Origin of the sequence: Actinoplanes sp. M2I2 (genome assembly GCF_023544445.1) — a bacterium.
GTDB lineage: Bacteria > Actinomycetota > Actinomycetes > Mycobacteriales > Micromonosporaceae > Actinoplanes.
On the sequence record NZ_JALPVJ010000030.1, the window covers coordinates 21,123 to 43,962 of the forward strand.

The window sequence follows — 22,840 nt, forward strand, 5'->3', positions numbered from 1 at the left end:
TCCTGTTCGGTTGGCGTACCTCCTGAACCGGACAGGACCGCGATTCCTGACAGGGTGGCTAGACCCAGCTCTCCAAAAGGGCTTCGTCCCGGTCGGACCCGGCCCAGTCGTGGGTGAGGCGCCGGAGCTTCTCGGGGTTGGCCTGGATGTGCACGGCGGCGATGCCCTCGGCCGAGATCTCGAGCGCGACCGCCGCGACGACCCGTTCGTCGTCGGCCGTGACCAGCAGAGCCGGGCCGCCGTTGACGACCGCGGCGTGGAACGCGATGCGGGTCGGGCCGATGAACCGCTGGGCCAGCGCCGGCTTGAACGCGCCGCGCAGCAGGCGCGCGATGGCGAGCCCGCCGACGACCGGGATGCCGCGGGCCGGAACGTGACCGCCGCCGTCGGCCAGGCCGGTCGCGTCCTCGCTCAGCAGCCGGACCAGCGGCTCGATCTCGCCGCCGAGGGCGGCCGCGAGGAACTCCTCGACGAGCTTGCGCGCGGCGGCGGCGTCGACCTCGACCCGCGCCGGGGCGCCGGTCAGGCGCAGCCGGGCCCGGCGCAGCAGTTGCTGGCTGTTGGACTCGGTGAGGTCGAGGATCTGCGCGATCTCGGTGTGCGGATAGCCGAAGGCCTCGCGGAGCACATAGACGGCGCGCTCGTTGGGCGACAGCCGTTCCAGCAGGGTGAGCATCGCGATCGAAACGGACTCGCGCTGCTCGGCGGTCTCGGCCGGGCCGAGCATCCGGTCGCCGTCGAGGACCGGCTCCGGCAACCACTGCCCCACGTAGCTCTCGCGGCGGACCCGGGCCGAGGTCAGCTGGTTGAGGCAGACGTTGGTGAGCGCCTTGGTCAGCCAGGCCTCGGGCGTACGGACGTGCTCGTGATCGGCCGACTGCCAGCGCAGGAACGTGTCCTGAACGGCGTCCTCGGCGTCCTGCGCCGACCCGAGCAGCCGGTAGGCGATCGCCTCCAGCCGCCCCCGGCACCGTTCGAAGACCTCGACCTCCGGCGACATCGCTCCACCCTCCCCCGTCCGGGCAACGGTACGCGGGCGACGGCGGGCCGGGAAAATGTCGTAGGCCCGCAGTAGGGTCTCGCCGTGCTCGAAAAGCTGGATGACGTGCCCTGGTCCGACCTTCACCACGCCCTCGGCCCGGCCGACGACGTGCCTGCTCAGCTGCGGGCGCTGCGGTCCGGCGAGGCCGGCGTGCGCGAGAAAGCATTGTGGAATCTGTCTCGCTCGGTGTTCCACGAGGGAACGCGATACGAGGCGAGCGCGGCGGCCGTGCCGTTCCTGCTCGAGCTGGTGGCCTCGCCCGGGACGCCGGCGCGGGCCGCGCTGATCGAGTTGCTGGTCGCGCTGGCGATCGGCGACGACGGGTCCCACCTGCCGTCCGCCTTCCCGATCGACGAGTTGCGGTCGGCGGCGGCCGGCCGCGAGGCCCTGCCCGTCGGCGGCGGCCGCCCCGACCGGCTCGATGCGCTGACCGAGGCCGATCAGGACCGGCTGCAGGCCCGCATCGAGCTGAACGCGTACGAGGCGGTCGGCGCGGGCGTGCCGCTGTTCACCGCGCTGCTCTCCGACGGCGACGTCGCCGTGCGCCGGCTCGCGGCCGGGGCGCTGGGCTGGTTCCCCGGCGACGATCCGGCCGCGCTCACCACGTCCGCGCTCACCTCTGTGCTCGCCGACGAGGACGCGTCCGTGGCGGCGACCGCGGCGATCTCGCTGGGCCTGCTCGGGGTCGCTCCGGAGGGCGCGCTGTCCGACCCCCGCGAGCTGGTGCGCGACGCGGCGGCCATCGCGCTGGCCACGGTTCACGGGCGGGCGGCGCCCCGGGCCGTGACCGAGCGGCTGCTGCGCCGGGCCGGCACCGAGGAGCGGACCGAGGTGCCCTATCTCGACGGTGACCTGTCCGGCTATGCCGCCCGGTCGTTGCGCCTGGTCCTGCCGGACGACACCGACGAGGCGCTCGACGTGTTGCTGACCCGCATCCCGGCAGTGCGGGGCCCGGAGGCTCTGCCCGTCGTGGACGAGGCCCTGCGCTGGGCCTTCCCCGGCGGCCCGATCGCGGCCGGCACCCCGTTCGGCGACCTCACCGAGCGGCAGCGGCGGGTGATCCGGGCGCTCGCCGCCTCCCCACCGACGTGGCAGACCCTGGATCGCGCGGTCGGCGACTTCCTGTGGTTGATCGGCGCCTACGGCCTGCCCCGCGACGCGGCCGGGATGCGCGCCTACGCCGGCATGGCCAGCACGCCGTGACCGAAGCCGGCCACCCGCAGCCCGCCCGGCGCGGGCTCCACACCGGACGTCCAGATCGGCGTGGTGCCCTCGACCGCCAGGGTGGCCGGCTCGCGGCGAGGGTTCACCACGACCAGGTGCGATCCGCCCCGGACGTAGGCCAGGGGGTAGTCCTCGGAGAGCACCTCGGTCGACGCGCGGGCGCCGAGGGCCGGCGTGGCCCGCCGCAGGGCGATCAGGTGCCGCACGAGGGCGAGGGTGGACGACGGGTCGTCCTGCTGGGCGGCGACCGTCGGGCGGTCCGGGTCGGGGTCGATGGGCAGATAGAGCTGGGACGCGGCGGCGGTGGAGAAGCCGGCGTTCGCGCTGTCGTCCCACTGCATCGGGGTGCGGCAACCGGCCCGGTTGTAGCCGGGATCGCAGATCGAGCCCTCGACGTCGGGCAGCCCCGGCAGATACCGCATGCCGATCTCGTCGCCGTAGTACAGGCACGGGATGCTGCCCCAGGTGAACAGGAAGGTCAGGGCGGCGCCGAGCTGCTCGGGCGTGCGCGGGCCGCAGCGCAGCCGGTCGAAGTCGTGGTCGGCCGTGGCCAGGATGATGGGCCGGTCCGGGTGCCCGTCACGGGCGGCCGCCCAGGCGTCGAGGAACGGCCGCGTGCTGCCGCGGCCCTCGGCGTCGAAGAACGGCTCGCGCGGCGCCTGGAACGGCAGCCGTCCCGCGTAGTGGTTGTTGAACAGGCTGGCGTGGGCGTCGTGGATGACCAGGAAGAAGTCGGCGTCGAAGGCGAGCGGCCCGCCCGTCCGCGGCTCCGCGCCCTCCGGGATCAGCACAGCGTCGGGGTAGGACACGTCGAGCCACTCCCGCAGCTCCCGCCAGAGCGCGACCGTCTCGACGTACCCCTGGGTCAGCTCCTCGTCCTTGACCAGCGAGAACGCCATGTCGACGCGGAAGCCGGCGACTCCCAGGCCGAGCCAGTGGGCGATGATGTCGCGGAGCGCCTGACGGTTGCGCAGCGGTCCGGGGGCGTCGATCGCGTCCCGCCAGGAGTCGTCCCCCGGGCGCGCGATCCGGAGGTCCGCGGGCTGGTCGGTCTCGTCCTGCAGCGGCACCTGCCCACCCGCCCGCGGACGGGTCACCCAGCCGAAATTGAGCGCGGGCTGCTCGTCGTAGAAGTTCTTGAGGTAGAAACCCGGGCGCGGCCCGGGCGAGCGCACCCAGGCCGGCGTGCCCGGCTGGTCGCGGGTCCACGTCCGCTCGGGCAGCTCCTCGCTCCAGATGTAGCGGTCGCCGTCCGGGTCGGGGCCGGCGGCGTTCAGCTCCTTCTGGAACCAGGGGTGCTCGATGGACGTGTGCCCGGCGACCAGGTCGAGGATGACGCGGATGCCGCGCTCGCGGGCCCGGGCGACCAGTTCGGCCAGGTCGTCGTTGGTGCCGTAGCGCGGCGCGATCGTCAGGTAGTCGGAGACGTCGTAACCGGCGTCCACGAACGGCGACGCGAAGCACGGGTTGAACCAGATGACGTCGACCCCGAGCGAGGCGATGTGGTCGAGCTTGCCGATGACGCCGCGCAGATCCCCCACGCCGTCGCCGTCGGAGTCGGCGAACGACTGCGGATAAATCTCGTACATCACGGCGTCAGCCAGCCATTCGCGTCCCATGGCAGCCATGCTGCCAGGAGTCTCACCGGCCCGCAGCGAGCCCTTCGAGCACGGAACGCACCGTGGTCGCCGGACGGCCCAGCAGTTTTTCCAGCGTGGGGTCGGTCACGGCGAACTCGCCCCGCCGCGCCGCCCGGAACATCCCGAGGGTGAAGTCGGCGGCCGGCGCGGGCATGCCACCGCCCACCGCGGCGGTCCTCCACTCGTCGTCGCTGACGACCACGCGCGTGATCGGGCGCCCGCTCAGCTCGCTGAGAACGGCGGCGACGGCCTCCAGGTCGAGCGTCTCGGGGGCGGTCAGCGGCGGGGTCACGCCGTCGAGCACGCCGTCCTCGGCCAGGGCGATCGCCGCCACCTCGGCCAGGTCGTCGTGTGCGGTCCACGAGAACGGGCCGTCCTCGGGGAGGGCCAGCCGGCCGGTCTCGAGCGCCGCGCCGAGGTAGTAGCCCAGGGTGTTGGTGTAGAAGCCGTTGCGCAGGGCGGTGAACGGGATGCCGGACCCGGTCAGGTAGTCCTCGGTCGCGGCGTGCGTGTGCTGCGGGGCGAACAGCGACGTGGGCGACGCGGCCTGGTGGCTCGTGTAGAGCACCCGCCGCACCCCGGCCGTCCGGGCGGCGTCGATCGCGGCCTTGTTGGCCGCCACCGCCGCGTCACCACGGATGGCCGCCGAGATGATCAGGACGCGGTCGGCGCCCTCGAAGGCGTACGGCAGGCCGCCGGGCGCGGTGAAGTCGCCGGCCCGGACCCGCACGCCCCGCTCGGCCAGCGACGCGGCCTTGTCGACGTCGCGGACGCTGACGCCGACCTCGGAGGCGGGCACCCGGTCGAGCAGCCGTTCGACGACGCGCGATCCGAGCTGGCCGGTGGCGCCGGTGATGACGATCATGATGACTCCCTCGTTTCCATTGGTACGCCACTGACGTTAGCACTGATCCGCTGGACGTTAACAAGGGACTGTTATCATCGCTACATGACAGTTGCGGAGACGGCAGCCGACCGGGGCAGCCGGGTCAGAATCGTCGAGGCGGCCGCGCGACTGCTGCGTGAGCAGGGCGTCCGGGCGGTGACCACGCGCGCGGTGTCCCAGGCGGCCGGCGTGCAGGCGCCCACCATCTACCGCCAGTTCGGCGACAAGGACGGCCTGATCGACGCGGTCGCCGAGCACGTCATGGCCACCTACGTCGCCGCCAAGTCGGAGACGGCGGCGGGCGAGGGCGATGATCCGGTGGCCGACCTGCGCGCCGCGTGGCGGGCGCACATCGACTTCGGCCTGGCCAACCCCGGCCTGTACGCGCTGCTGACCAACCCCGACCGGGCCGAGCGCTCCCCCGCGACGGCCACCGGCATCGAGGTGCTCCGGGCCCGCGTACGCCGGGTGGCCGCGGCCGGCCGGCTGCGCGTCGACGAGGACCGCGCCGTCGCCATGATCCACGCGGCCGGCGCCGGCACGGTGCTCGCGCTGGCGGGGCAGCCGGCCGGGCAGCGCGACCCCGACCTCGCCGAAGCCATGTTCCACACCGTGGCCGCCACCCTCTTCACGACCGCGCCCGCGACCCCGGACGCCGAGGTGGCCACGGTCGCGGTCACGTTCGCCACCGTGCTGCCCGGCCTGCCCGGTCTCACCGACGCCGAACGGGCCCTGATGGCCGAGTGGCTGAGCCGGTCCCTGACCCACCTCCGCACCGCGGGCTAGCGGGCGCTGTTTCGTGGTGTGAGCCGGGCCGCGGCGTGGCTCACACCACGAAACAGGCAGCTAGCGGACGTCGCCGCTTCCGCCCAGCACTCCACGGTCCCGCCGGTCGGCCAGCTTCGCGACGTTGGCCGCGGCCACCTCCTCGAGCGACAGGTCGAAGTGGTCGGCCAGGACGGCGACGTACCAGAGCACGTCCCCGAGTTCCTTTTTCAGATCCTCGGTGTCCCACCGGGAGAAGTCGCTGCCCCTGTCGCGCACGACCTTCTTGGCCTTCTCGGCGATCTCCCCGGTCTCCCCCACGAGGCCGAGCAACAGGTGGAACACCTCGTTGGGGGTGTCCCGGGGAGCGGCGGTGCCCAGGGCGGCCCGCTGATAGTCGTTCAGTTCCATGCCCTCTTATACCGGTGCGCCGTCCCACTGCCACGACGGACGGAGGGGCCGGCCGGGCTGCGCCACGCGGCCGGTCGCCTACGCCGGGGGCGGAGATCGACCCGGAACAGGACCGCGGCCGAGGAGAAACCCCGGCCGCGATCACCTGCTGCTTCTTGAAGCGGATCAGCACTTTCCGGTGCGGGTCAGCGGCTGGCGCCGGCCCGCCGCTTGGTCCACACGTCGAACGCGACCGCGGCCAGCAGGACCGCGCCCTTCACGAGCAGGACCTGCTCGCTGGCCGCGCCGATCAGGCTCATGCCGTTGTTGATCACGCCCATGATCAGACCGCCGGTGATGGCCCCGACGACCTTGCCGACGCCGCCCTGCACCGCCGCGCCGCCGATGAACGCGGCGGCGATCGCGTCCAGCTCGAACTGGTCGCCGCCGGTCGGGTTGGCCTGGTTGAGCCGGCCCGCGAAGATGACGCCGGCCAGCGCGGCCAGCACGCCCATGTTCACGAAGATCCAGAACACGACGGACTTGACCTTCACGCCGGACAGGGTCGCCGCCTGCAGGTTGCCGCCGACCGCGTAGATCTGCCGGCCGAAGACGGCCCGGTTGGTCAGCAGCGAGTAGCCGAGCACGAGCGCGGCCAGCAGCACGAGCACCCACGGCACGTTGCGGAACCGCGCGAGCTGCACCATGACGAACAGGAGGACGACCGCGGCGATCGCGATCTTCGCGATGAACAGCGGCAGCGGCTCGACGGCCTGGCCGAAGCGCAACCGGCCGGCCCGCGAGCGCCACTGCGTGACCACGATGCCGACCACCGCCGCGACACCGATCAGGATGCTGAACAGGTCGGCCCCGCCGAGCCCGCCCAGCCCGATGTTGCCCAGATAGCCGTTGGTGAAGCCGTTCGACAGGGTCCGCACCTCGTCGGGGAACGGGCCGATGCCCCGGTTGCCGAGGATGTTGTATGTGACCGCGCGGAACAGCAGCATGCCGGCGAGCGTGACGATGAACGCCGGGATCCCGAAGTACGCCACCCAGTAGCCCTGCCACGCCCCGATCAGCCCGCCGACCAACAGCGTGATCAGCACGGCCAGCGGCCAGGGCACGTCGTGGTTGACCATCAGCACGGCCGCGACCGCGCCGCAGGCGGCCACGATCGAGCCCACCGACAGGTCGATGTGCCCGGCGATGATCACCAGGATCATGCCGATGGCCAGGATCAGGATGTACGAGTTCTGGACGATGATGTTGCTGATGTTCTGCGGGGCGAGCATGTCGCCGCCGGTGAGGATCGTGAACAGCAGCACGATCGCCGCGAACGCGATGTAGATGCCGCTCTGCCGCAGATTGATCGAGAAGCGGCGCGGGCCGGGCGCGCGGTCGCCGGGAACGGCCGGCTGCTGACCGACCATGAAGTCGGCGTTGGGCGGGGCGACGCTCATCGGCGTGCCTCCTGTCCGGCGGTCATCAGGGTCATCAGCCCTTCCTGGGTGGCCTCGGCGCGCGGCACCTCACCGGTGATCCGCCCGGCCGAGAGGGTGTAGATGCGGTCGCACAGCCCGAGCAGCTCGGGCAGCTCGCTCGAGATGAGCAGGATCGCCTTGCCGTCCTCGGCCAGCTTGTTGATGATCGTGTAGATCTCGTACTTGGCGCCCACGTCGATGCCGCGCGTCGGCTCGTCGAGGATCAGCACGTCCGGATCGGTGAAGATCCACTTGGACAGGACGACCTTCTGCTGGTTGCCGCCGGAGAGCTTGCCCGTGATGCTCGAGACGCTCGGCGCCTTGATGTTCAGGCTCTTGCGGTAGGAGTCGGCGACCTTGAACTCCTCGTTGTCGTCGACCCAGCCCCGGCGGGCGAGCTTGCGCAGGCCCGCGGCCGACACGTTGCGCTTGATGTCCTCGATCAGGTTGAGCCCGTACCGCTTGCGGTCCTCGGTGGCGTACGCGATGCCGTGCCGGATCGCCTCGCCGACCGACCGCAACCGGATCTCCCGGCCGTCCTTGAACACACGACCGCTGATGCCGACGCCGTAGGCCCGGCCGAAGATGCTCATCGCCAGCTCCGTACGCCCGGCGCCCATCAGCCCGGCCAGGCCGACGATCTCGCCGCGCCGCAGCGTGAAGTTCGCGCCGGCGACGAGCAGCCGGCCGTGCTGGGTCGGGCTGTGCACGGTCCAGTCCTCGACGCGGAAGACCTCCTCGCCGATGCGGGGCTCGCGGGGCGGGAAGCGGTGGTCGAGGTCGCGGCCGACCATGCCGCTGATGATCTTGTCTTCGGTGAGACCCTCGGCGTCCAGCGTCGTGATCGTCTTACCGTCGCGCAGGATCGTCACCCGGTCGGCGATCTCGAGCACCTCGTTGAGCTTGTGCGAGATGATCACGCAGGTGATGCCCTCGTCGCGCAGGCCCCGCAGCAGCTCGAGCAGGTGGGCCGAGTCCTCGTCGTTGAGCGCCGCGGTCGGCTCGTCGAGGATCAGCAGCCGTACCTGCTTGGACAGCGCCTTGGCGATCTCGACCAGTTGCTGCTTGCCCACGCCGAGGTCGATCACCGGGGTCACCGGGTTCTCCCGCAGCCCGACGCGGCGCATCAGCTCGGCCGCCGCCGCGTTCGTGCGGTTCCAGTCGATCAGGCCGCGCTTGGACTGCTCGTTGCCGAGAAAGATGTTCTCGGCGATCGACAGGTTCGGCGCGAGCGCCAGCTCCTGATGGATGATCACGATGCCGCGGTGCTCGCTGTCCCGGATGCCGCCGAAGTGGCACTCCTGCCCGTCGAACGTGATCTCACCGCTGTAGTCGCCGTGCGGGTAGACGCCGGAGAGCACCTTCATGAGGGTGCTCTTGCCGGCGCCGTTCTCCCCGCAGATCGCGTGGATCTCGCCGCGGAGCACCTCCAGGTTGACGTCGTCGAGCGCGCGGACGCCCGGGAACGTCTTGGAGATGCCCCGCATGCGGAGGATGACGTCGCTCATTACTTCAGCTGAGCCTCGGTGTAGTAGCCGCTGTCGACGAGCTCCTTCTTGTAGTTCGCCTTGTCGACGATCACGGACTCGAGCAGCTGCGACGGCACGATCTTCTCGCCGTTGTCGTAGTCGGTCGTGTTGTTGGTCTTCGGCGTCTGACCCTTGAGCACGGCGTCGGCCATCTCGACGGTCGTCTTGGCCAGCTCCCGCGTGTCCTTGTAGATCGTCGAGTACTGCTCGTCGCGCAGGATCGACTTGACCGACGCCTCCTCGGCGTCCTGACCGGTGACCACCGGGTAGGGCTGGGCCGGCGTGCCGTACCCGTTGCTCTTGAGCGCCGAGAGGATGCCGATCGAGAGGCCGTCGTACGGGGAGAGAACGCCGTCGACCTTGGCCCCGCCGCGGTAGGTGGAGGTCAGCAGGTTCTCCATCCGGTCCTGGGCGGTCTTGGCCTGCCAGCGCAGGATCGCGACGGTCTTGAAGTCGGCCTGCTTGCTCTTCACGACCAGCGTGCCGTCGTCGATCTTCGGCTTGAGCACGCTCATGGCGCCGTTGAAGAAGAACGTGGCGTTGTTGTCGTCCGGCGAGCCGGCGAAGAGCTCGATGTTGAACGGGCCCTTGGCGTCGTCCGCCGAGCCGTCCGCCTTGAGCACCTTGAGCCCGGTCAGCAGCGACGTCGCCTGCTGCACGCCGACCTTGAAGTTGTCGAACGTCGCGTAGTAGTCGACGTTGGGACTGTTGCGGATCAGCCGGTCGTAGGCGATGACCGGGATCTTGTTGGCCTTCGCGTTCTCGAGCTGGGTCGTGATCGCGGTGCCGTCGATCGAGGCGACGATCAGCAGCTTGGCGCCCTTGGTGATCTGGTTGTCGAGCTGCTGCGTCTGCGTCGGGATCTTGTCCTCGGCGTATTGGAGGTCGACCTGGTAGCCGAGCGCCTCGAGCTGCTTCTTGACGTTGTCGCCGTCGCTGATCCAGCGCTCCGAGGAGCGGGTCGGCATGGTGACACCGATCAAGGCGCCCTGGCTGTCACCGGCGCCGGCTTCCTTGTCGACAGTCTTCTCACTGGAACCACACGCGGCCAGCGAGGTGGCGAGCACGGCGGCGGAAACCACCGCACCCATCCTGGACAGTCTCATGCGAGGAACTCCTTCATCGGGTCCGTCGGGGCGGGGGTGCGCATGAGTGTGAACGGTCACACAAGAAGGTGTCAACCGTTTCAAGCAACGTTGCCGACATGTGGCCGAAACGTTGTTATCGATAACAGCGGCCGCACCAGCAGTGGCACGGCCGTCGATGCACGCTCACCAGGCCGGATCGACACCGGTCGTCGCCGGCCGTCGCCGGTCGTCGCCTTGCCCGTCCCGGGCATTCCCCCGCGGGTGATCGTCGGCGGGTCCCGTGGCCGATACCGTCCGTACCATGACCGCCACCCTCGTCACCCGTTTCGCCGTCGACGACCGGGAACTCAGCGCCCTGCACGCGCGGGCCTTCGGCGGCGACCCGACGCGGGTCGTGCCGTGGGCGCAGCGGCTCGAACGGCACGCGCTCACCTGGATCGGGGCGTTCGAGGACGGCCGGCTGGCCGGGTTCGTCCAGGTGTGCTGGGACGGCGGGGCGCACGCCTTCCTGCTCGACACGGCCGTCGATCCGGACCGGCAGCACGGCGGCCTCGGGACGGCCCTGGTCGCCGCGGCCACCACCGAGGCCCGTGCGGCCGGGTGCGCATGGTTGCACGTCGACTTCGAGCCGCACCTGCGGCACTTCTACCTGGACAGCTGCCGCTTCCGGCCGACCGGGGCCGGTCTGATCGGTCTGCGCTGACCGGCTGCTCGCCGTTCGGCTGTCACGGCGCCAGCGGCTCGGTCGAGCCGTCGGCCAGAGCCTGCTTGATCTTGTGGAGACCGGTGCGGATCAAGCGGCCGTAGTCGTCGTCCGGGAGGCTGTCGAGCTCGGCTTCGGCCTCGGCGACGTGACGGTGCGCCTCGGCCTCGTGGCCGGATCGACGGTGCGCGTCGGCCAGGTTCAGGTGCAGCGACGGCAGGAACGCCCGTACCTGGAACGAGTTGTTGTACTTCTGGGCCCGTTCGTCGGTGAGATCGGTGACGGCCACGAGCGCCCGCTGGTCCCACGTCAGCTCGTCGGCGACCGAGTCCTGCAGGTCGGCCAGGAAGTGGGCGATCGTGCACCGGTGCAGGGCATCGCCGGTCTCGCCCCACAGCCGTTCCAACTCCTGGCGCGCTCCGGCGCGGTCACCGGCACGGCCCCGCTCGATGGTGGCGACGATCGCCGTCATGACCTCGTCGGCCTCGTTCTCACGGGATTCCGGCACGGTTCGCTCCTGGGAAGGCTCCGACACGACCGCTGCGATGGTGCCCCCTCGACCAGGTCGAGAGTCAACCCCCGGGCGTCATTTCGACTCCAGCCGTCCCAGCGCATGGGTGTCGGCGAGAACCGTTCGAGCCCGGTCCCAGTCGGTGTGGCCGACGCCGGTGACGTGGCGCAGATAGGCGAGGGTGACCTGCTGGACGAGGGCGACCCGGACCGGGTCCTCGTCGGTCGTCTCGGCCGACCGGTAACCGGAGATGCCGCCGAGGAAGTGCTCGCCGCCGTGGACGGTGAGCAGGCTCTTGGTGCCACGGCTGAGGGTGTAGGGATCGCTGGTCCAGGCCGGTCCCCGGGTGGAGAGCGGCAGATCGTCCTTGTCGCCGGCGACGACCAGTCCGGGCGCGGTGATGTGGGAGAAGTCCTGATCTCGCAACCACGGCAGGTGCTCGTGGGCGAAGGGAGTCAGTTCGTCGCCACCCTTTCCCGCCGTGGCCAGCTGGATGCTGGCCATGACCCGGGCGTCGGACAGATCCTCGGCGATGCCGGTCCGCGGGTCGGTGACGCGCAGACCCACGAGGAGGCCCGCCGTCTGACCGCCGAAGGAGTGACCGGCCGCGACGACGCGACCGTGATCGACCCGGCCGGACAGTCCGGGCACGGATGCCTCCAAACTGTCGAGGTCGTCCAGGATGCGCTTCAGGTCCTGCACGCGGTGCCGCCAGAACTGGGCCCTGCGAGGGTCGCTCGCGGCAAAGTCGTAGCGCATCGAGTCGAGGTGGGTGGCCTGGACGACGACGAAACCGTGGGACGCCCAGTGATCGGCCAGGGGCGCGTAGCCATCCAGGTGCGAACCGAATCCGTGGGCGAACAGCACGACCGGCAGGTTCGTGCCGGTGATCGGGGCGGACACGCGGACGTGCAGGTCCTCGCCGCGCCGCGGCTCGGCCAGCACAAGTGGCTGCACCGCCACGAACGGGGTGGGCGAGGGTCCGGTGAGCCCGGTGGCCGGGTACGTGATCATGGAATTGCCTCTTTCCGGTACGAGCGACGGGGCGCCTTGCGCAGCGACTACGCTAAAGTTGACGTTGACGTCAAAGGGAAGCTTTTGCGTCCTGGATCACACGGCAAGGAGCCGGAGATGCGCATTGGGGAACTCGCCCGCCGGACGGGCGTCACCACCCGGGCTCTGCGGTACTACGAGGAGCAGAACCTGCTCACGGCCGAGCGCGGCCGCACCGGCCAGCGCCACTATCCAGAGGTCGCGATCGATCAGGTCCGGCTGATCCGGGAGCTGTACGCGGCCGGTCTCTCCAGCAAGACCATCGCCGAGCTGACCCCCTGCGTCATCGACGGCAACGCGACACCCGCGCTCCTGGACCGGTTGGCCGCCGAACGGGATCGCCTCGACCGGCACATCTCCGACCTCACGCACACCCGGAACAAGCTCGACACGGTCCTCGCGAGCGCCTCGGCCAACCTGCGAACCGGGGCGTCCTGCCGGTCGGACGCGGCTGCCTGAAACGGGGTCTGCGCGGGGGGCCGGGTTGGGGCAGACTCGCGGGCATGTCTGTCATGGTCCGCAGCGTTGATGAGCTCGCCTCCTACGTGGCCGGGGAGCGCCGCGTCAAGTATCTGTTCTTCTGGGGACACCAGGCCGAACGGGACGGGAGCGCGGGCGCGGGGTGCCTCAGTCAGTGGTGGCCGGCGGGGTTCGACGTCCAGGGGCGGGAGTTCGCCACCGCCGAGCACTACATGATGTGGCGCAAGGCGGTGTTGTTCGGTGACGACGCCATGGCCGGGCGGATTCTGACCGCGCCGCACCCGCAGGTGGCCAAGACGCTGGGTGGGCGGGTGTCCGGCTTCGAGCAGGCGGTCTGGCACGAGCACCGGTACGAGATCGTGGTGACCGGCAACCGGGCCAAGTTCGGGCAGCACGACGAGTTGCGCGACTACCTGCTGGGCAGCGGCGACCGGGTGCTGGTCGAGGCCAGCCCGCTCGACCGGGTCTGGGGCATCGGGCTCGGCCGCGACGATCCGGCCGCGGCCGACCCGCGCCGCTGGCGGGGCGCCAATCTGCTCGGCTTCGCCCTCATGGACGTCCGCGAGAGCCTGCGAGCAGACGCCGGCTGACGGTCGGCCCGGTAAACGGGCGTGAGGTCAGGTCGAGTAGCCGGCGGTCACCGTCAGGCCGGGGACCGCCGCGGCGCCGTGGAAGTGCAGCAGGCGGATCAGGACCGGTGAGCAGCCGACGATGTGCATGCGGCCGCGCCGGGCGGCGGCCAGCAGCACCCGGGCGGCGGCGCTGTCGGCGAACCGGAGCGCGGTCGCGTCGACCGTGACGACCGCGTGGGGGCCGCGGGCCAGGAGGGCCTCGTCGACCATCGCCGCGAGGGCGTTCCGGTTGGACATGTCGGTCTCGCCGGAGAGCCACAGGCCGTACGGCTCCTCGGTTCTGCGGCAGCGCAGCGACGTGTCGGGGTCGAAGGGCAGCAGGGGGCCGGCCGCCCCGGGATGGGCCAGCGCGAGGCGCCTCAGGAACAGCGGGTCGACGGTCCGGCGGTCGTACGCGCAGACGCCCATCACATAGCCGTCGGAGAAGACGGAGTTGACCCTGGTCTCGTACCACTCGAGCTGGTCGGCGCCGGGAACGCCGCGCTGGGCCCAGTTCATGTCGCCGACCACGCGCAGGCCGCGGTAACCCTCGGCGCGGGCCCGGGCCTTCTCGACGTGCCAGTGCGCGATCGTCCCCTCGGGGTCGAACGCGCCGCCGGCCAGATAGCTGCTCTCGGGCGTCACGACGCTCAGCTGCCCCGACTCGAGCAGGGGCCGGGTGGCGACGCCCCGGGCGGCCAGCGCGGCCAGCACCCCGCGGGGCTCGTCGCCGGAATAGACGACCTTGTGATGGGCCAGCAGGCCGCCGTGCAGGACGCACACGATCGCCCGTCGGTGTGTCTCGTCGTCGTCGACTGTCCAGCAGACGTGGTCGCCGAGTTCGAGGCGATCCAGCAGCCCCGCCACGAACCATCCCCCTCGTTGCCCCGGAAGTAGGGTGGCGTTCACCGTACGCTTGGAAGCGCTTCCGGGGCGTTACCTCGGCCGGGTGATGTTCGCGCCCCAAACCACCCGATCAGGTGGACACCCAGGACGGGTGGGCGGCGGCGAACTGCCCGACCCGATCGGTCCGGACGGCCTTCAGCAGAGCGAGGCTGTCGGGGCTCAGGATCTGGACGCTGCCGGCGCCGGGAACGGACTCGCTGTCGAAGTGCCCGCCGTTGGTCTTCACCGTGATCACCTTGTCGGCCCGCAGGCCGCGCATCGCGAAGACCCAGTCCTCGAGCGAGATGCCCCCGTCGTCGACCGTGACCGCCCGGCCGATCACCGGCAGCAGGGCGGGCAGCCTGGCCGGCGAGGCCAGCACCTGCGACAGCACGGCCTTGATGAACTGCTGCTGGTGGCGCTGGCGGCCGTAGTCGGCGTCGTGGTCGGCCAGCAGGTCGCGCTGCCGGACGAAGTCGAGCGCCTCGGCCGCGGTGAAGCAGTGGTCGCCCTTGGCGTAGAAGGCGGCCGTCACGCCCTTGATCTTGTGGTTGACGGTGCCGTCGGTGTTGAGCGCGTACGGCGCCGCGGGCCGGCCGTCGGCGGTGTGTCCGACATGGATCGACGTGGTGTCCTCGTCCACGTACATGCACACCTTGCCGAGCTTCTGGAGGACCTGCTCGAAGCCCTGGAAGTCGAGGACGGCGCCCGCGTCCGGCGTGATGCCGGTCAGCTTCTCGACGGTGAGGGACAGCAGTTCGAAGCCGTGTTCGAGCGCCGCCTCGCCGGTGTGGCCCCTGCTCCCGTACGCGAAAGCGGCGTTGATCTTGTTTTTTCCGCCTCGGTAGGTGCCGTAGGCCGGGATCGACACGTAGCTGTCGCGCGGCAGCGAGACCAGATAGGCGTGCTGATGGTCGGCCGTCACGTGGAGCAGGATGATCGAGTCGGCGCGGGTGGGCTCCCCGGGCCGGGCCGAGGCGCGGCGGTCGATGCCGACGAGCAGGATGTTCTTGGCGCCGGTGACCGAGGCGTGCGCCGTCGAGGCAGCCACGCCGAGCAGATGGTGCTCGGGGATCGCTCGCACCGCCTCCCGGGTGACGACGATCGCGCCGCCCGCGACGACAGCCAGCACCGCACCGAGCCCGGCACACCAGATCGCCCAGCGCGGGCGGCGTCGTGATCTCACATCCGCCGACACTGCCCCGGTCCGGTGGGAAGTCACTGAAAATTCACTGTCGAACGCCTGTGACGGCCCGTGCACACGCGCGGTTCGTGTCGAAGACCACTGCGCTTAACCGGACGGCCGTCGGACGCCCCTAATGTCCGGCGAAGCCGCCGCCAAGTGTCCGGCGACGCCCCGCCAAGCCTGAAGCAGGTAACGAAGACATGGACGTCAGCGTCGTCATCCCGACGTGCAACCGCCCGGAGCTGGCGACGCGCGCGGTCCGCAGCGCCCTCGCGCAGACCCACCGCGATCTCGAGGTCATCGTCGTGATCGACGGCCCCGACGAGGAGACGGTCCGCGCGCTCAAGGAGATCGACGACGACCGGCTGCGAGCGATCGTCCTGCCCGAGCGGGGCAAGGCGCCGAACGCCCGCAACCAGGGCGTCAAGGCCGCCGAGGGCCGGTTCGTGGCCCTGCTCGACGACGACGACGAGTGGATGCCGGACAAGATCGAGACGCAGCTGGCGCTGGCCGCGACCGCGACCCGGTCGTCGCCGATCGTCGCCACCCGCATGATCAGCCGGACGCCGCGGGCCGACACGGTGATGCCCCGCCGGCTGCCCGAGCCCGGCGAGCCGCTCAGCGAGTACCTGCTCGTGCGCCGCGGCCTGTTCTACGGCGACGGCTTCATCCAGACCTCCACGATCATGGCCCCGACCGAGTTGCTGCGCCGGGTGCCGTTCACCGTCGGGCTACGCCGGCAGCAGGAGCTCGACTGGACCCTGCGCGCGCTGCAGCACGACGACGTGGAGCTGCTCTACGCGCCCGAGGCGCTCGTGCTGTGGCACCAGGACGAGAACCGCGATCGCATCAGCCTGCAGAACCCGTGGGAGGAGCAGCTCGCCTGGGTGCGCGCCAACCGGCAGCTCTTCACGCCCCGTGCCTACGCTGCCGTCACGATGAGCGTGATCAGCTCGATGGCCGCCCCCACCCGCGATCACCGGGTGTTCCGCGAGCTGCTGTCCGAGGCGCGCGCCCCCGGCCGGCCGGGCGCGCTCGACTACGTGACGTTCCTGCAGATCTGGGCGCTGCCACCGTCGGTCCGTCATCGCGTACGGGATCTGGTCATCGGGCGTAAGAAGGCCCATGCCTGACCGCCGGGTCCTGATCTGGCGCAGCGCCATGCTGCTCGGCTCCGAGACGTTCATCCGCAACCAGGCCGACTCGCTGAGCCGCTGGGAGCCGGTCTACGCGGGCGCGACGAAGGTCGTCTCGCCGCTGGCCCGCGACACCGACCTGATCGCCTATCCGTCCGACGCCGACCATCGGGCCTTTCTGCGGCTGCGGCTCACCGGCTCCTCGCCCCAGCTGCATCACCTGCTTGCGGGCGTACGTCCCGACGTGGTGCACGCCCACTTCGGCGGGGACGGCTGGCTGGTCAGCGGCAGCGCGGCCCGGGCCAAGGTGCCGCTGATCGTGACCCTGCACGGGCACGACGTGACCCGGCAGCCGTCGAGCACCGGGCCCAAGGGGGTGCGGTACCGGCGCAACCTGCGCACGATCTTCCAGCGCGCGGCCGTGCTGATCGCGGTCTCCGAGGTCATCCGGCAGCGCGCGATCCACTGGGGCGCCGACCCGGCCAAGGTGCGCGTGCACCACACCGGCGTGCCGATCCCCGCGGTGGCGACCGCCGTCCCGAAGCAGTGGGACGTCGCGTTCGTCGGCCGTTTCGTCGAGAAGAAGGGCGCCGACGACCTGATCGCCGCCCTCAGCACCCTGCAGGCCCGGGCTTTGTTCATCGGTGACGGGCCGCGGTTCGCCGAGATGCAGGGGTACGCCCGGAGTCTGCGCCTGGACGCCACGTTCCTCGGCGCCCGGCCCGCCGACGAGGTGTACCGCCTGCTCGGCGAGTCCCGCGTGCTGGCCGCCCCGTCCCGTACGGCGGCCGACGGCGACAGCGAGGGCCTGCCCACCACTGTCGTCGAGGCGATGGCGCTCGGCCTCCCGGTGGTCTCGACGCGGCACAGCGGCATCCCCGAGGCGGTCACCGACGGCACGACGGGGCTGCTGGGGGCCGAGGGCGACCGGGAGGCGCTGGCCGCCAACCTGCGCAAGCTGCTCGACGACGAGAATCTGCGCACGGCCATGGGCGCCGCCGCCCGGGCGCGGGCCGAGACCGACTTCGACGTCGTCAAGCAGAGCCGCCGCCTCGAGGACATCTACGACGAGGTGGCCCGCGCACGCTGATGAGGCTGCCCGGCCGAACTCACCCGGCTCCGCTCCCCCGGCCCCGGCTGAGCCGTCACCTGGCCGCGCTGACCGGCTGGGTCACTCCGACGGGTCCCAGGCGATGAGCTGGTCGAAGACGCGGCGGTCGCCGTCCAGTTTGAGCGAATCCAGCGGTACGCGGTCGTAGAAGGCCAGGACCAGGTCGCCGGCCGGGCCCGTGGCGGAGGCGTCGGCCTGGCCGGGCTCCTCGCCGGCGGCCGGGAGCCGGACGACCCGGACGCCGTCGCCGGACAGCCGGAGGCGCCAGGAACGGCCTTCGGTGGCGTGGTAGTCGATGACCGCGGGTGCGTGCGGCCAGGCGACCGTCGTCGCGACGCACGTGAACTGGAACTCCTCGACACCGTCGAGAGCGACCTGCTCCGGAAGCGGTTGCGGAGCGCCCACCGCGAGCTGGGCGTCGTAGGTGTGCACCGCGACTTCCTGAACCTGGTGCCGCGCCACGCCGCCGGCGGTCTGCGGCGACTGCGAGTCGTCCCACCACGTCCAGCAGCCGCGATCCGGGCCGGCCTCGCGCAGGGTGGTGACCAACCGCTCGATGGACTCGTCCAGCCAGGCCAGCAGGGCTTCCCGTTCCCGGGGGGCACCCTCGCCGGACGCGGCCGGGGGCGCGTCGGCCGGCCCGGCGGCGACGATGGCAGCCGCCTTGCGGCGGCCCAGACCGAGGTGCTGCACCAGATCGAACAGGGTCCACCCCGGACAGGTCGGCACCGGCACATGAAGGTCAGGCGCGGAGGCGACCGTGGCGCGGAAGGTGGTCGATCGTTCGTCGATCAACCGCAGCAGGTCGGGGAACTCCAAAGTCTCTGGCACCCGGGCTTTCTACCACGGACCTCCGACAATCAGCCTCCGCGCGTCCGGCGGACGACCGAGCGCACCGCGCGCTTGCCGGCGCGCAGGCCGCCGACCAGGTTGGTGGCGGCCTTGCCAGGAATGGTGGCGGAGAGCAGGGCGTTCATCTGGCGCACCCGCTTGAGCTCGGCCTCGCGGCGCAGCAGCATCGACTCGTACCACTCGTGCTTGGCCCGGGCCTCGGCCAGCTCGCGGGTGAGGCGGTCGCGGTCGGCCAGCAGGTCACCGACGGCGTGCGCGGGCGGCGCGTCGCCCGCCGGGACGTCGGCCGGCTCCAGCTCACGACCGGTCATGCCGGCCAGCACGGCGGTCAGCTCGGCCTCGTCGCCCCGGATCGGCCACAGGTGGGCGAACCCGCCGGCGATCACGGTGGCGGCGAAGGCGCGCAGGGCCTTCAGGGGCTCTCCGGCCGGAATCAGGGCCACCATCTCGGCCGGCGGTCCGGTCACGACGATCTGGCCCGCCGGCACCCCCGCGGCCGGGCCGGACTGCCAGCCCGACAGCAGATCGCGCAGGGCCGGGAGATCACGGCGCTGGGCGGCGGCCAGCAGGTGGTCCTGCAGGGTGCGACCCCGCGGAAGCCCGGTGTCGGGCAGGGACACCGCACGACCGCCGATCACGGCGTCGGGCCGGCCGATCAACGCACGCTCGACAGCCGGGTCCGGGGCGAGCTCGACAGCCGGACCCGGGCCCCGCTCGGCGGCCGGGTCCGGGGCGAGCTCGGCGACGATCACCCAGGCCGGGGCCAGCTCGGTGGCGAGGCCGTTGCGCAGGGCGCCGGTGGCCAGGCGTACCGGGTCGGCCAGCACGTCGGCCGGCGGGCGGACCGCCGTGGCCACCGCCGCCCCGAGCGCGCCGGCCAGGGTGGGCTCGGCCAGGATCTCGCGGCTGAGCAGCACGGACGGTGAGGAGAGCGCCGGGTACGCCGCGTAGTCACGCTCGACGCGCAAGCCGAGTCGCGTGAGCCTCGTGAGCAACCCGGCGTGACCGGCCGGCCGGTCCGGGTCGTGGTCGTCGGGGACCACCCAGTCGCTGTCGGCCGGGGCCGGGGGCAGGGCGACCAGGCGGTGCACGCCGAAGAGGTTCTCCACGCCGAGCAGCAGGCGCCCGCCCGGCTTCAGCTGGGCCAGCAGCAGGTCGAGGGTCTCGTTCCAGGTGTGCGGGTCGGCCTCGGCGGAGAGCAGGCGGTCGAGGCCGTCGAGGGCGACCACCGTGTCGTACGCGGGAACGGCGGCCAGCTTCTCGAGGCTGCCGCACAGGACGGTCAGCCCGGGGCGGGCCAGGGCCGAGGCGTCGTCGGCGCCACGCACCAGGACGGTCACCTGCTCGGGCGGCAGGGCCTCGAACAGCCGCGGGGCGTGCGGGCCGGCCACGAGCGTACGGCCCAGCGGTGGCGACAGCAGCGACCGCAACGCGTCGCCGGAGGCGGCGGCCGGGCCGTGGGTGCCGTCGAGGTCGGACCAGGACAGCATCTCCCCGCCGATCAGGGTGGTCATCGGGTCAGCACTCCGGTCAGCTCGAAATCGGGGTCTTCACGCAGGGACGGCCAGCCGAACAGGCGGCGCAGCTCGGCCGGAGGCAGCAGCCGGTCGGCGCCGAGCTCGTCGACAGCGACGCGGCGCGCGACGGACTGATCGAGCGAGGCGCCGTGCATGTCCGCCCACTCCCGCACGATCCGGGCCTGGCCGCCGAACGCCGACTTCTCCCGCTCCAGCTGCATCGGGTCGCCGTAGACGGCCGGCTCGCAACCGGCCAGCGTCCCGTACATGATCGCGCTGCACAGCCGGTTCGACGCGACCCGGGAATGCCGGCGCTGCTCGGCCAGTTGACGGTAGAGGAATCCGGGATCGAGGTCCTTCCACCAGCCACCGCGGTACCCGTGGCAGATCACCCGGAAGCCGGCCCGCTCGTAGAGCGCACGCACCCGCTTGTCGCGGAACTCCTGCCAGTACAGGCAGACGGTGACCGGACCGGTCTCGGTGTCCCGGATCTCAGCGATCAGGCCGTCGTGGCTGCCGATGATGTGCTGCCCCTCCCAGCCGTGGAAGGGGTACCAGATGGTGCCTTCCCGCTTCGGCGCGTCGGCCGGTTCGGGTTCCATCGCGATCAGGTACGCCCACGGGGCGCCCACCACGTAGACGTCGCGGCGGCCCAGCGACCAGGCCCGGCGGCGCACCCGCTCCGACCAGACGAACTTCGGGACGCCCGGGACGTACTCGTGGTCGGGGGCCATGCCGTCGCCGATGTTCCAGCCGTGCTGCAGGTAGCCGTGGAGCCGCGGCGGGTCGGTGTCGTCGAGGCCGCAGTAGCGGGCCAGGACGTGGCTGTGGCCGTAGTAATGGTTCGCGTGGTGCACGCCGCATTCCATACCGTCGAGGCGTCCGGCCGGGAAACACGGCGTGTCCGGAGAGTGTCATCTCTTGCGCCGGAGACCGGGAGTGCTACCTTTACGGCAACCTCCGGGTGTGGCACCAGTTTCTGGCAGCCCCCGGACGGCTCTGGTATCCCGGGCTCCGCCAGTCGTGAAAGCTGCGGCAGCCCAGAGGCGTTCTCCGGCCGAGTTCGACACCGGCCACTTTCTTTTCCCGGCGCCGTCCCGGCGTCATCTCACCCTGCGCATCGCAGGCTCTCGAGGAGTACCCCCATGACAGTCACATCCACCCGGAACCGGCGCACAGCGCCGCCCGACTCCACCACCGCGGAGGTCACCTTCGACGCTCTGCTCGACATCGTCGACGACCGTGCCTGGCTGCGCGTCGACGGCTATCTTCCCGGCCCCGGCGACATCGCGGTCAACCTGGCCGAGGCCCGCCGGTCGGGGCTGCGCCGCGGTGACCGCGTACAGGGAACGGCCCGAAGCGTCGGCCGCAAGCCGGCGACCCTGCGGGTCGACACCGTGAACGGCCACCGACCCGGTCGGCGACCCGACTTCTACGACCTCACCGCGCTCTACCCCCAGGAGCGGCTGCGGCTCGAGACCGACCCGGGGCTGCTCACCACCCGCGTCATCGACCTGGCCATGCCGATCGGCAAGGGCCAGCGAGCCCTGATCGTGGCGCCGCCCAAGGCCGGCAAGACCACGGTCCTCAAGCAGATCGCCAACGCCATCGCGCACAACAACCCCGAGGCGCACCTGATGGTGGTGCTGGTCGACGAACGGCCCGAGGAGGTCACCGACTTCAGCCGCACGGTGCGGGCCGAGGTCGTGGCGGCCACCTTCGACCGGCCGCCTCAGGAGCACGCCGCGCTGGCCGAGCTCGCCGTCGAACGGGCCAAGCGCCTCGTCGAGCAGGGGCAGGACGTGGTCCTGCTGCTCGACTCGATCACCCGCCTGGGCCGGGCCTACAACCTGATGGCGCCGGGCCGCGGGCGTACGCTCTCCGGCGGTCTCGACGCGTCGGCGCTCTACCCGCCCAAGCGTTTCCTCGGCGCCGCCCGCAACATCGACGGCGGCGGCTCCCTCACCATCATCGCGACGGCCCTGGTCGAGACCGGGTCGGCGATGGACAACCTGATCTTCGAGGAGTTCAAGAGCACCGGCAACGCCGAGCTCAAGCTGGACCGGTCACTGGCCGAGGCCCGCGTCTTCCCGGCGATCGACCTGTCGTCGACCGGCACCCGGCACGACGAGGCGCTGCTGTCCCCGGCCGAACTGGCCATCATCTCGCAGATGCGGCGAGTCCTGGACGGCCCGGACGCGATGCGCCGCCTGCTCGACCAGCTGCGCGGCACGGCCTCGAACAACGAGTTCCTCCGTCGCGTGGCCCACTCGCTGGCCGCCTGATCCGTCCGGAGCGCGCCGACAAGTGCTCGCGCGGAGCGGAACGGCGACACATGGTGGAGCCCCATCGTCTCGGGTCCGCTGACCTGCGACGGCGACATCATCGAGGTCCGGATGGAGATTCTGCCGCGCGGCCCGGTGACCGTCGATCTGAACGGCGGACCGGTCGAGTCGGCGTACGCGGTCGTCGTCCCGCGCAAGCCGGAGTGAGGCGGGGGCGGCCCCGAAGTGTCGGCCGCCGTCGGCTGCTATCCGGTGGCCGTCCGGTCAGCGTCCGCATCGGACACCTCGGCCAGCACCAGGGCTTGAGCCGCGATGACCCGGAGGCCGTCGAAGGTCACGGCGGGCGACCCGTGGAGGCGGTAACCCTGGTCGAGCAGGCTGCTGACGCGCGCGCAGAACTCGGCGTCGTCCGGACCGGTGATGAGCCGGTAGCGAAGGGGCTCGGCAACCTCAGGCATGAGCGCA

Annotated in this window: 23 protein-coding genes; 8 read left to right on the plus strand and 15 right to left on the minus strand. The window is 71.5% G+C overall.

From position 1 onward, the window contains the following. Window positions 1–58 precede the first annotated feature (58 nt). Complete coding sequence (gene sigJ, locus HJC40_RS39920; RefSeq protein ID WP_250008821.1) at window positions 59–1,000, minus strand: RNA polymerase sigma factor SigJ; 942 nt, start codon at window positions 998–1,000, stop codon at window positions 59–61. An 84-nt stretch (window positions 1,001–1,084) separates the two neighbouring features. On the opposite strand from sigJ, the gene HJC40_RS39925 reads away from it, so the two are divergent. Next, on the plus strand, window positions 1,085–2,245 hold the full coding sequence (locus tag HJC40_RS39925; protein WP_250008822.1) for a HEAT repeat domain-containing protein: 1,161 nt from the start codon (window positions 1,085–1,087) through the stop codon (window positions 2,243–2,245). Here HJC40_RS39925 and HJC40_RS39930 read toward each other — a convergent pair. Together HJC40_RS39930 and HJC40_RS39935 are read right to left on the minus strand one after the other, a co-directional pair. Further along, entirely contained in the window at window positions 2,218–3,885 is a 1,668-nt protein-coding gene (locus HJC40_RS39930) for an alpha-amylase family glycosyl hydrolase (protein ID WP_250008824.1), read from the minus strand. The genes HJC40_RS39925 and HJC40_RS39930 overlap by 28 nt on opposite strands. A gap of 22 nt (window positions 3,886–3,907) precedes the next feature. Next, on the minus strand, window positions 3,908–4,771 hold the full coding sequence (locus HJC40_RS39935) for an SDR family oxidoreductase (RefSeq protein WP_250008825.1): 864 nt from the start codon (window positions 4,769–4,771) through the stop codon (window positions 3,908–3,910). A gap of 84 nt (window positions 4,772–4,855) precedes the next feature. On the opposite strand from HJC40_RS39935, the gene HJC40_RS39940 reads away from it, so the two are divergent. Next, window positions 4,856–5,578, plus strand: a complete 723-nt coding sequence (locus HJC40_RS39940; protein WP_250008826.1) for a TetR/AcrR family transcriptional regulator — start codon at window positions 4,856–4,858, stop codon at window positions 5,576–5,578. Between the two features lie 60 nt (window positions 5,579–5,638). Here HJC40_RS39940 and HJC40_RS39945 read toward each other — a convergent pair whose 3' ends face one another. From HJC40_RS39945 to chvE, 4 genes are all read right to left on the minus strand, one after another. After that, window positions 5,639–5,968: a nucleoside triphosphate pyrophosphohydrolase family protein gene (locus tag HJC40_RS39945; protein WP_250008827.1), complete on the minus strand. Its 330-nt coding sequence runs from the start codon at window positions 5,966–5,968 to the stop codon at window positions 5,639–5,641. Between the two features lie 185 nt (window positions 5,969–6,153). Continuing rightward, window positions 6,154–7,407: a multiple monosaccharide ABC transporter permease gene (gene mmsB, locus HJC40_RS39950; protein WP_250008828.1), complete on the minus strand. Its 1,254-nt coding sequence runs from the start codon at window positions 7,405–7,407 to the stop codon at window positions 6,154–6,156. Then, window positions 7,404–8,936, minus strand: a complete 1,533-nt coding sequence (gene mmsA, locus HJC40_RS39955) for a multiple monosaccharide ABC transporter ATP-binding protein (RefSeq protein ID WP_250008829.1) — start codon at window positions 8,934–8,936, stop codon at window positions 7,404–7,406. Before mmsA ends, mmsB begins: the two co-directional genes overlap by 4 nt. Then, a complete protein-coding gene (chvE, locus tag HJC40_RS39960; RefSeq protein ID WP_250008830.1) occupies window positions 8,936–10,063 on the minus strand; it encodes a multiple monosaccharide ABC transporter substrate-binding protein in 1,128 nt (375 codons plus the stop codon). Before chvE ends, mmsA begins: the two co-directional genes overlap by 1 nt. A gap of 283 nt (window positions 10,064–10,346) precedes the next feature. Between chvE and HJC40_RS39965 the strand changes: the two genes are divergently transcribed. Further along, a complete protein-coding gene (locus tag HJC40_RS39965) occupies window positions 10,347–10,748 on the plus strand; it encodes a GNAT family N-acetyltransferase (protein WP_250008832.1) in 402 nt (133 codons plus the stop codon). A gap of 22 nt (window positions 10,749–10,770) precedes the next feature. Here the strand turns inward: HJC40_RS39965 and HJC40_RS39970 are convergent, their stop codons facing one another. Together HJC40_RS39970 and HJC40_RS39975 are read right to left on the minus strand one after the other, a co-directional pair. Next, a complete protein-coding gene (locus HJC40_RS39970) occupies window positions 10,771–11,256 on the minus strand; it encodes a hypothetical protein (RefSeq protein ID WP_374273658.1) in 486 nt (161 codons plus the stop codon). 78 nt (window positions 11,257–11,334) lie between these two features. Then, complete coding sequence (locus HJC40_RS39975) at window positions 11,335–12,273, minus strand: chlorophyllase (protein WP_250008833.1); 939 nt, start codon at window positions 12,271–12,273, stop codon at window positions 11,335–11,337. A gap of 117 nt (window positions 12,274–12,390) precedes the next feature. On the opposite strand from HJC40_RS39975, the gene HJC40_RS39980 reads away from it, so the two are divergent. Together HJC40_RS39980 and HJC40_RS39985 are read left to right on the plus strand one after the other, a co-directional pair. After that, on the plus strand, window positions 12,391–12,771 hold the full coding sequence (locus HJC40_RS39980; RefSeq protein WP_250008834.1) for a MerR family transcriptional regulator: 381 nt from the start codon (window positions 12,391–12,393) through the stop codon (window positions 12,769–12,771). Between the two features lie 44 nt (window positions 12,772–12,815). Next, complete coding sequence (locus HJC40_RS39985; RefSeq protein ID WP_250008835.1) at window positions 12,816–13,382, plus strand: NADAR family protein; 567 nt, start codon at window positions 12,816–12,818, stop codon at window positions 13,380–13,382. A gap of 27 nt (window positions 13,383–13,409) precedes the next feature. Here HJC40_RS39985 and HJC40_RS39990 read toward each other — a convergent pair whose 3' ends face one another. Both HJC40_RS39990 and HJC40_RS39995 read right to left on the minus strand, forming a co-directional pair. After that, on the minus strand, window positions 13,410–14,270 hold the full coding sequence (locus HJC40_RS39990; RefSeq protein WP_250008836.1) for an MEDS domain-containing protein: 861 nt from the start codon (window positions 14,268–14,270) through the stop codon (window positions 13,410–13,412). A gap of 109 nt (window positions 14,271–14,379) precedes the next feature. Next, window positions 14,380–15,474, minus strand: a complete 1,095-nt coding sequence (locus HJC40_RS39995) for an LCP family protein (RefSeq protein ID WP_250008837.1) — start codon at window positions 15,472–15,474, stop codon at window positions 14,380–14,382. A 200-nt stretch (window positions 15,475–15,674) separates the two neighbouring features. Between HJC40_RS39995 and HJC40_RS40000 the strand changes: the two genes are divergently transcribed. After that, window positions 15,675–16,607 carry a glycosyltransferase family 2 protein gene (locus HJC40_RS40000; RefSeq protein WP_250008838.1) on the plus strand — a complete coding sequence of 311 codons (933 nt, stop codon included), beginning with the start codon at window positions 15,675–15,677 and terminating at the stop codon, window positions 16,605–16,607. Continuing rightward, window positions 16,600–17,700 carry a glycosyltransferase gene (locus tag HJC40_RS40005; RefSeq protein ID WP_250008840.1) on the plus strand — a complete coding sequence of 367 codons (1,101 nt, stop codon included), beginning with the start codon at window positions 16,600–16,602 and terminating at the stop codon, window positions 17,698–17,700. The genes HJC40_RS40000 and HJC40_RS40005 overlap by 8 nt, the downstream gene beginning before the upstream one ends. Before the next feature lie 81 nt (window positions 17,701–17,781). Here HJC40_RS40005 and HJC40_RS40010 read toward each other — a convergent pair whose 3' ends face one another. The 3 genes from HJC40_RS40010 to HJC40_RS40020 are packed head-to-tail and all read right to left on the minus strand — an operon-like array spanning window position 17,782 to window position 20,947. Then, entirely contained in the window at window positions 17,782–18,552 is a 771-nt protein-coding gene (locus tag HJC40_RS40010) for a maleylpyruvate isomerase family mycothiol-dependent enzyme (RefSeq protein ID WP_250008841.1), read from the minus strand. A 29-nt stretch (window positions 18,553–18,581) separates the two neighbouring features. After that, entirely contained in the window at window positions 18,582–20,087 is a 1,506-nt protein-coding gene (locus HJC40_RS40015; protein WP_250008842.1) for a hypothetical protein, read from the minus strand. Further along, window positions 20,084–20,947 (minus strand): hypothetical protein, encoded by an 864-nt coding sequence (locus HJC40_RS40020; RefSeq protein WP_250008843.1) that lies wholly within the window; start codon window positions 20,945–20,947, stop codon window positions 20,084–20,086. Before HJC40_RS40020 ends, HJC40_RS40015 begins: the two co-directional genes overlap by 4 nt. 288 nt (window positions 20,948–21,235) lie before the next feature. Here HJC40_RS40020 and rho point away from each other — a divergent pair, with 288 nt between their 5' ends. Then, window positions 21,236–22,375: a transcription termination factor Rho gene (gene rho / locus HJC40_RS40025; RefSeq protein ID WP_250008844.1), complete on the plus strand. Its 1,140-nt coding sequence runs from the start codon at window positions 21,236–21,238 to the stop codon at window positions 22,373–22,375. Between the two features lie 245 nt (window positions 22,376–22,620). Here the strand turns inward: rho and HJC40_RS40030 are convergent, their stop codons facing one another. After that, window positions 22,621–22,833: a DUF1737 domain-containing protein gene (locus HJC40_RS40030; RefSeq protein WP_250008845.1), complete on the minus strand. Its 213-nt coding sequence runs from the start codon at window positions 22,831–22,833 to the stop codon at window positions 22,621–22,623. Between the last annotated feature and the right edge of the window lie 7 nt (window positions 22,834–22,840).

Excerpts from the sequence above, each read along its gene's own strand:
- sigJ (WP_250008821.1), bottom strand. The coding sequence starts at position 1,000 with ATGTCGCCGGAGGTCGAGGTCTTCGAACGGTGCCGGGGGCGGCTGGAG.
- HJC40_RS39930 (WP_250008824.1), bottom strand. The coding sequence starts at position 3,885 with ATGGGACGCGAATGGCTGGCTGACGCCGTGATGTACGAGATTTATCCG.
- HJC40_RS39935 (WP_250008825.1), bottom strand. The coding sequence starts at position 4,771 with ATGATCGTCATCACCGGCGCCACCGGCCAGCTCGGATCGCGCGTCGTC.
- HJC40_RS39940 (WP_250008826.1), top strand. The coding sequence starts at position 4,856 with ATGACAGTTGCGGAGACGGCAGCCGACCGGGGCAGCCGGGTCAGAATC.
- HJC40_RS39945 (WP_250008827.1), bottom strand. The coding sequence starts at position 5,968 with ATGGAACTGAACGACTATCAGCGGGCCGCCCTGGGCACCGCCGCTCCC.
- mmsB (WP_250008828.1), bottom strand. The coding sequence starts at position 7,407 with ATGAGCGTCGCCCCGCCCAACGCCGACTTCATGGTCGGTCAGCAGCCG.
- mmsA (WP_250008829.1), bottom strand. The coding sequence starts at position 8,936 with ATGAGCGACGTCATCCTCCGCATGCGGGGCATCTCCAAGACGTTCCCG.
- chvE (WP_250008830.1), bottom strand. The coding sequence starts at position 10,063 with ATGAGACTGTCCAGGATGGGTGCGGTGGTTTCCGCCGCCGTGCTCGCC.
- HJC40_RS39965 (WP_250008832.1), top strand. The coding sequence starts at position 10,347 with ATGACCGCCACCCTCGTCACCCGTTTCGCCGTCGACGACCGGGAACTC.
- HJC40_RS39975 (WP_250008833.1), bottom strand. The coding sequence starts at position 12,273 with ATGATCACGTACCCGGCCACCGGGCTCACCGGACCCTCGCCCACCCCG.
- HJC40_RS39980 (WP_250008834.1), top strand. The coding sequence starts at position 12,391 with ATGCGCATTGGGGAACTCGCCCGCCGGACGGGCGTCACCACCCGGGCT.
- HJC40_RS39985 (WP_250008835.1), top strand. The coding sequence starts at position 12,816 with ATGTCTGTCATGGTCCGCAGCGTTGATGAGCTCGCCTCCTACGTGGCC.
- HJC40_RS40000 (WP_250008838.1), top strand. The coding sequence starts at position 15,675 with ATGGACGTCAGCGTCGTCATCCCGACGTGCAACCGCCCGGAGCTGGCG.
- HJC40_RS40005 (WP_250008840.1), top strand. The coding sequence starts at position 16,600 with ATGCCTGACCGCCGGGTCCTGATCTGGCGCAGCGCCATGCTGCTCGGC.
- HJC40_RS40015 (WP_250008842.1), bottom strand. The coding sequence starts at position 20,087 with ATGACCACCCTGATCGGCGGGGAGATGCTGTCCTGGTCCGACCTCGAC.
- rho (WP_250008844.1), top strand. The coding sequence starts at position 21,236 with ATGACAGTCACATCCACCCGGAACCGGCGCACAGCGCCGCCCGACTCC.
- HJC40_RS40030 (WP_250008845.1), bottom strand. The coding sequence starts at position 22,833 with ATGCCTGAGGTTGCCGAGCCCCTTCGCTACCGGCTCATCACCGGTCCG.